The following is a 7,171-nucleotide window of genomic DNA, read 5'->3' as shown; positions in this document are numbered from 1 at the left end:
GGAGAGAGCTGATCGATTCGATCGATGAGTCCTAATTTGTCTATTAATTGACGAATAACAGGAGCCGATCCGACTCGACATACTTGAAAGTCAGGAATCTGCGGAATTGGATTATTCATGGCAATCACCCCACGGTCTTCATACCCTTACCTTCGATAGGACATGGGGGAATTCCTGCAAAAAAAGATTTTAGGCTTTCAAAGGGGCGCGGAATATGGGTTTAGAAGAACCTGTCCTTTCGGAAGAAAGAGTACAATCCATCATCGACAAACTCTTTAACAAGTTACCCAGATTTTTAAAGAAACCTTTTCTGGGCAACAAGGAATTTATAGAAAACGCAGCATAGTCAAACTATGTTACACCCAAATATATCAAGGGTTAAGAGCTATCTTTAGGGTGCGAAAGTTGAGTAATATTATTATAGACATCTAATAAATATGCTGTCTCTAATAGGAAGGCTGGGAAAAATCAGCAGAACGTTTTTTCGGAAGAAGGGCGTCAGGTCTAAAATAATTCTGAATAGTTTCAGTGCCTATATATAACCAAGTTTGGAGTTATGATAAAATGATAAGTACTATTCAAAAAAATCAGCCAGATGAACAAGCAGGGATTTTTTTCATATCTTGAATGAAGGGAGGGGTGAAGACATTGGCCATAACAAATTAAAATTAGTAGGTATTTATTTATTGTTTGTTGTTACTGGATTAATCATTGGTTATACTATCTTTGCACCTATTACCGGAAACATAGTGTTAGGATTAACAATGGGTTTTATTATTGGAGGAGGCCCTGGATCGCTTATAGTTCTCAAACTCGAAAAAGATAATTGATATCTGTAAAAGTTATGGCGGATCACCATAAGGTATCCATGGTTGAAAATCTTTTTTCATGTTTTAAAAATGTAATTTAAAGCGTTTTCCAATGATTACAAGAAATATAGCTTTTAAGTAGCAATGTTAACCTTCTAGAAAGTTATTGCTAAATTGATAAAGAGTGATATTACGAAAATATAATAAAGGGATTATTTTGAAAGGAGAGGTAGCTTTGTTTCCTGACTTATCCAATCGCCTTTTTAAAGGAACTTATAAAGAAAGAATGGATCATATTGCGGCTGAATCAGGTAAATATGAGTATACTTGTCATTTCAAGTATGAAGGAATATCAGCAGAAGACATATTAACTGAGGAGTTAAGAAACATACTACGGGGCGGGAAAGTACTTGATGTTGGTTGTGGTCATGGAGAGTATACCAATAGCTGGTCTGATTATTCCGAAGAAGTTGTTGGATATGATATTGATATGACGGAAGGTTTTATTGAAACCGCGAATAGAAAGAGAAAGCCCAATGTAAGGTACGTAATTGGAAATACAAAAGATGGATTGGGGCTTCCTTTTCCAACCGATTACTTTGATGTCGTTTATACAAAGAAAGGACCAACAAGCTGGTTTCCAGAAGGTAATAGGGTAGTAAAACCCGGAGGTACAATATTGTTACTTTATCTATACAATTGGATATCTGACATTGGAGATTATTATAAAGGATGGATTGATCCGAATTCTAATGGAGCAGAAACCCTTAACATAATAAATGAGAGGTTAGCTAAAAGTGGGTTTGAGGACATAAGGACCAAAACCATAGAGGAAATTGCTTATATACCTACTCCAGAAGATGTTATTAACTATATATTCTTTGGCCAAAGTAAAAAGTTTACTGATTATGTTAAAGAACAGTACTTAGAAAAAGTCCAAAGGCAATTCGAAAAATATACTCATGACAACGGATCAGACAGAGGTATTAAGGTAACGAATTATTATTGTTTAATTCGTGCTGGTTTGGAGTTGGCTGATTGCTTGGAAGTGGCTTAGTAACGAATTATTATTGTTTAATTCGTGCAAAAGCATCATCCTAGCGGAACTTAGAAGTGATTGTCCGCGGTGCGCTGTTGATGCGGATGAGCCCTTAAAGGCTGTTTTTTCGCCAACCGCCATCAAAACCACTACCACGGACACAAACAAGGTCAAGGGTGGTGGACATGGGGAATATTCTACACTTGGAGGGCAACAAAAAAGACTAATTTGGGAAGGAGGATTTATCTTAAAAAATGATTTTTGTGTGTTGACAAAGGGATACATTACAATAAGATGTTATGATCGAAAAGTACGGGGTTTATGATTCCATGTCCATGTGGAGCCCGATTAAAACATTAGTACCAGCATCTGAAGTCATTCAGAAGCTGGCACACAATAAAATGGAGCAAAACCGTGTCACTGCGATGGTCATTACGGAAGAAAATGAACTTTATTTTTCCTTCAGTTGCTCTCTTTCTTCCCGCGCTTTATCACGCACGTCATCTCTTGCTTTTAATCCTTTCGATCGAAGTTGATCTCGGTATGCAACGGCTGTTTGAAAAGCATAGCTTCTGAGCGCTCTCCCTCTTTTACCAGCTTGAATCGTCAAAATCCTTTGCTTGGATTCCTCTTCACTTAATGTTTCATTCCAGTATGCTACCAGCTCTCTTAAATGCTCTTCTTCGATCTTGGTTAAATCTCTTGCTTTGTTTTCGATTTCAAACAATTCATTGACTCTTTCATTTTGCGATTGGGCATAATGACTGGTATTCTCATTGGACCATTTCTGCCATTCCTCACGTAGGTTCTGCTTTTCCTGCTCAAAAAACTTTTGAAAATCCTGTTGCGAGCGAACCGTCGCATACTCGCCTTTACCAGCCTTTGCGACCTTTTTCAAGGCCTTCTGTCCGGCATCATCGACATCAAAGCCAATAATATTGACGATCGCTTGGATATCAGATTGGTTAAGCTTTTCTGCTGCTTTTACAGGGTCGCCATCACAAGTTTCCACACCATCACTAACAACATAAATAATATTTTCCACATTTTCGCCGGTTTCGCCTTTCAGATCATCCATTGCTGCTTCAATTGAGGCTGCAAGGGGAGTCCAACCAGCAGGGTCAAATTGATCCAATGCCTTCGAGAACTTCTTTTGTTCAAAAGACCCCAGCGGATAGACGACCTCTGAGCTACTACATGATAACTCTTTATCGGCATCACTGCCGGTTCCTTTATGACCATAGACCCGTAAAGAAACGTTCACTTCTTCTGGTAGCTCCTTGACAAAGTCATTCACGGCTTCTTTTGCTAAAGCCATTCTCGTTTTACCGCCGATTTCGGCCCGCATACTGCCACTAGCATCAAATAAAATTTGCACATTGATTTGCTTGCTGGTCGCTTCCGGTGGCGTGCCTAACTCACCATCTGGATGTGCAGTTGGATCTTCGTAATCGGTGTCCACATCTTGCATTGCTTCATAAAAGAAGCGGTAATCCTCTGCTACAAGGGAAACAAGGCGGTAATAATAGTCATCTGGTGTTTCTCCTTTTGGGAATTGGTCCATCTCTTTTTTGATCGCTTCTAAATCATATTTGTCGCCACTATAGGGACCTGGCTCTAACTGCACCATTTCTTCGGGGTCCTCGGTAAAATATTGGCGGAATTCCTCGTCCGTTTCCTCAGGTTTCTCGGCTTTCGAAACAACCTCTTCACTTGGTTGTGTATTTTCTACTTTTTCCGTTTGCTTCTCTTTTTTCTTATTAGTGGCTTCCTTTTCATTCCCATTATTGGAACATCCACCAAGGACGAGCAGGGCAGCGAATAGAAAACAACCTAAAACTTTAAACTTGCGCATATAGTACTCCTTTCCATGGTTTAATCAGTCTATTTTTTTTAAAAATCGCTTATTTTTCTAACCAATTATAACGGAAAATCTAGCCTGATAGTTTAAATGAGGGGGAAAACGAAACCAAACACCTAATCAAAAGGAAAGGGCGGGACATATTAACTAGAATGGAAGTAGGAAACAAGCCACATTTTTGCTACACTAGAAGGAAAGAATATACAATGAAGCAAGGGCTGGCATTGAATCGTACTGAAAAAAATACTTGAAACAAGACATTCAATAATATTTAAAACGTCTTAGTGGCTACGCAAAAGTTGACATCATTGAAGTTGATGATGCAAACATGGAAATAGTCAAAAGGCGAAAAGGAATGGCACCTAGTGAATATGTTAAAACTTACTTAAAGACAAATTAATCAAACAGGAAGACATATACTTCCAGCCAGGAGAGCGTTATCATTAGATGTGTAAGGAGCATAATATCGTTTCTAAATAAGAAGGAAGTGATATGTTTGGCCAAGTCAATAGCATTAATCGGAACATTTGATACAAAAGGAAAAGAGTTTTTATTTGTAAAAGAGTTAATTGAGTCTCTAGGGTTAAATGTATTTACCATTCACTCTGGTGTATTTGAACCTCAATTTACACCTGATGTTTCGAATGATGAAGTTGCATTAGCAGCAGGAGAAAACATGGCAAAGATTGCGGAACAAAAAGATCGTGCATATGCAACAGAAGTTCTTGCAAAAGGAATGGAAATCTTATTACCAAATGACTTAGAAGTAGAGATGATTCGCAAGGCTCATGAGTTGGATATACTTACAACCCCATATGTATTTGACGAAGAACAAGCAACAAAAATGGCTGAAGCAGGTGCCGATCTTCTCGTAGCACATATGGGACTGACTACTAAAGGTACGATTGGTGCTAAAACCGCTTTAACCCTAGACGACTGTGTTGAACGCATTCAAGCCATTGTTGACGCGGGACGAGCAGTAAATCCTGATATATTGGTTATTTGCCATGGTGGACCAATTGCTGAACCACAAGATGCAGAATATGTTATCAATAGAGTAGAGGGAATAGTAGGTTTCTTTGGAGCCTCAAGTATTGAAAGGTTTGCTGCCGAAAAAGGTATCAAAGAACAGACAAAGGAATTTAAGAAGATAAACAAATAATCCTTATTGTAATTCATTATAAAAATAGACTAAGATTAGTGGGTAAGGTCATCCATCGATGGCCTTACCTGGAATGCATATCAAAACGGGGCTTAGTGTTGGTTTAAAACCGGAAGAGATTGTAGGTTGCATCATGCACCTCATCCCGTAGACCGGATTCCCGAGTGTTTTGAATGCTTTAAAAGTTGCTCAAAAAGTGTTTGCAGAACAAGGTGTAAAAATTACAAATCAGTTGATTGAATGGAAACGCTAAAACTAATCCACAAAACCGGATGGGGGTAAGTTAATTATGATAAATGATTCAGATATGAAGCACCTGCGACGTTGTGTTGAGCTAGCAAAAACAGCGTTGGATAAAGGAGACGAGCCATTTGGTTCAGTCCTTGTTTCAGCCGATGGAGAGGTGCTTTTTGAAGATCATAACCACGTTGCAGGCGGTGATCATACCCAACACCCTGAATTCGCCATAGCGCGATGGGCAGCTAACCACATGACACCGGAAGAAAGAAGCAAGGCGACAGTTTATACCTCTGGTGAACATTGTCCCATGTGCGCTGCGGCCCATGGTTGGGTTGGTTTAGGCCGAATTGTCTATGCAAGTTCGTCCGAACAGCTGGCACAATGGTTGAGTGAAATGGGAGTAGCTCCATCACGCGTTCGGAATCTTCCCATTCAAGATGTTAGTCGGGATACTACAGTAGATGGACCCGTCCCTGAACTGGCAGAGCACGTTCGCCAACTTCATCGTCAGCTTTATTCAGGGAGACGTTGACTACTATATTTAGAGGTCTCATAGAGTGATACAAATGATAATAATAGCTATATTACTAGGAACGTGAATACCTTTTAATAAAGTAAAAACAACCATGGATAGATAAAATCCAAGGTTGTTTGCTGTTAAATGTTGAATGATCGTAAGCCCGAAATAATAAAATCATGTTCCTTTACGACACGCATAAAGTGGTCATACGAATATTTGCAAAACCTTAAATCAGGAAGCCCTGCAGATGACAGAAAGGCTTCTGGAATATGTCGTTTCCCAGTATGAAATGTTCCAGACACTTCTCAATGAAAATGCAGACCATACCTTAGAAAAACAATCGGCTATAAGAATATGAAAAATATGATCAACATCGAATTTCGCAAACAATTAAACCTCTTTGAACCAGTAGAAGTCACTGTTTAAAATGAAGAACTGGATAAAGCAGTAGATTTTGTGAGACGTAAATATGGATATACATCACTATTACAAGCCTCAAGCGGGGGAATGGCTAGATATCGCGCTACATTAGTTGGAGGTCACAGTGCCGGAGAGGATGAAAAGAAATGAGTCAATCTATTTTAAGAGTTACACCTGATCAACTTGGATACAAAGATAGGGGATCGTTAAATGGATTGGAATGATGTTGTCAGACCATTCGGAGGCAAGAGGTAAATAATCAATTAATGGAAGTAGAAGCAAAGGAAGAAATGAGCGAAGAAGATATTTCTAGAGCTCTGCACAAGGCTTTTGTAGCTAACTACCCTATTTTGTTACAGGCATACGTATTGAAAAATGGTAATTACTAAAGATTTAGAATGCAGAGTAGTTGGGTATTTCGAAAACCAGATATGTTTTATGTTAAAAGATGGAAGGTCAACTAGTTGTTCTCTTGAACAAATAAGGAACCTTGAATTCGTGAATAGTTTGGAATAGTATGATAAAGGAAAGTAAGAAACATTACAGGAGCAGTAAGATGCACTGCTAAAAGTTAGGGTATTTTGCACATGATTGATTGGTTGATGTGAGTTTAAGTTTAGTACTCTAACTTTCGAGAGACGGTACCTAACTGCTCTTTTTTTGAATTGACTCTTAATGATAATAGCATTCACTGACGGATCTGGAAGCCATACAGACTCATAATTATAGGTAGTTATTTGTTGAGGCATCAAACAAAACTACGAGAAATTAGCAATAAATAACCGGTATAACAAGAAATGCAAAGGAAAAAACGACTATATGCCTTTCCTTTGCTATATTTATATTTTTAAAAATTATATCTAATGCCATTTTGAATTGTGCATTTGTTTTTACAATTGAGGGACTCCAATTTCAATGATATTAGAATAATTTTGCCATTGTTCAACTTTATGATTTTTTAACTCATTAAGATGTTTGAATGCCAATTGATTCGGATTATTATTAATGAGTAAAAATAATCTCATATCATCTTTATTTTCGTTATTATATGGAATGATTATGTCTTCGTTATTTTTTCTCTTTATAGTAATAGCCTCCGGTTGTTTCCCTGAAAGAGGAT

At 38.1% G+C, this 7,171-nt stretch carries 7 protein-coding genes and 1 pseudogene; 6 read left to right on the top strand and 2 right to left on the bottom strand.

Features of this window, described 5'->3' with window-relative positions:
* The first annotated feature begins 214 nt into the window (after window positions 1–214).
* The 3 genes from MUB24_RS23400 to MUB24_RS22600 all read left to right on the top strand — a co-directional run bounded on the left by MUB24_RS23400 (window position 215) and on the right by MUB24_RS22600 (window position 1,866).
* Window positions 215–346, top strand: a complete 132-nt coding sequence (locus tag MUB24_RS23400) for a hypothetical protein (RefSeq protein ID WP_280517129.1) — start codon at window positions 215–217, stop codon at window positions 344–346.
* 277 nt (window positions 347–623) lie between these two features.
* Window positions 624–830, top strand: coding sequence for a hypothetical protein (locus MUB24_RS22605; protein ID WP_244707943.1), 207 nt, complete (start codon window positions 624–626; stop codon window positions 828–830).
* Window positions 831–1,044: 214 nt separating this feature from the next.
* Window positions 1,045–1,866 (top strand): class I SAM-dependent methyltransferase, encoded by an 822-nt coding sequence (locus tag MUB24_RS22600; protein ID WP_244707941.1) that lies wholly within the window; start codon window positions 1,045–1,047, stop codon window positions 1,864–1,866.
* Between the two features lie 433 nt (window positions 1,867–2,299).
* Here the strand turns inward: MUB24_RS22600 and MUB24_RS22595 are convergent, their stop codons facing one another.
* A complete protein-coding gene (locus MUB24_RS22595; protein WP_244707939.1) occupies window positions 2,300–3,703 on the bottom strand; it encodes a vWA domain-containing protein in 1,404 nt (467 codons plus the stop codon).
* A gap of 502 nt (window positions 3,704–4,205) precedes the next feature.
* On the opposite strand from MUB24_RS22595, the gene MUB24_RS22590 reads away from it, so the two are divergent.
* The 3 genes from MUB24_RS22590 to MUB24_RS23395 all read left to right on the top strand — a co-directional run bounded on the left by MUB24_RS22590 (window position 4,206) and on the right by MUB24_RS23395 (window position 6,440).
* A complete protein-coding gene (locus MUB24_RS22590; protein ID WP_244707937.1) occupies window positions 4,206–4,871 on the top strand; it encodes a phosphoenolpyruvate hydrolase family protein in 666 nt (221 codons plus the stop codon).
* 289 nt (window positions 4,872–5,160) lie between these two features.
* Window positions 5,161–5,643: a nucleoside deaminase gene (locus MUB24_RS22580; protein WP_244707935.1), complete on the top strand. Its 483-nt coding sequence runs from the start codon at window positions 5,161–5,163 to the stop codon at window positions 5,641–5,643.
* Window positions 5,644–6,317: 674 nt separating this feature from the next.
* Window positions 6,318–6,440, top strand: coding sequence for a hypothetical protein (locus MUB24_RS23395; RefSeq protein WP_280517128.1), 123 nt, complete (start codon window positions 6,318–6,320; stop codon window positions 6,438–6,440).
* 501 nt (window positions 6,441–6,941) lie between these two features.
* Here MUB24_RS23395 and MUB24_RS22575 read toward each other — a convergent pair.
* Window positions 6,942–7,171: pseudogene (locus tag MUB24_RS22575) on the bottom strand (hypothetical protein); the annotation flags it as partial.

The organism is Lederbergia sp. NSJ-179 (genome assembly GCF_022867885.1).
Classification (GTDB): domain Bacteria; phylum Bacillota; class Bacilli; order Bacillales; family Bacillaceae_C; genus Lederbergia.
Note: the sequence above shows the minus strand (reverse complement) of the source record. Positions and strands in the feature narration are given on the sequence as shown.

What these genes read in the sequence shown, in the direction of transcription:
- MUB24_RS23400 (WP_280517129.1), top strand. Translation starts at nt 215, where the DNA reads ATGGGTTTAGAAGAACCTGTCCTTTCGGAAGAAAGAGTACAATCCATC.
- MUB24_RS22595 (WP_244707939.1), bottom strand. Translation starts at nt 3,703, where the DNA reads ATGCGCAAGTTTAAAGTTTTAGGTTGTTTTCTATTCGCTGCCCTGCTC.
- MUB24_RS22580 (WP_244707935.1), top strand. Translation starts at nt 5,161, where the DNA reads ATGATAAATGATTCAGATATGAAGCACCTGCGACGTTGTGTTGAGCTA.
- MUB24_RS23395 (WP_280517128.1), top strand. Translation starts at nt 6,318, where the DNA reads ATGGAAGTAGAAGCAAAGGAAGAAATGAGCGAAGAAGATATTTCTAGA.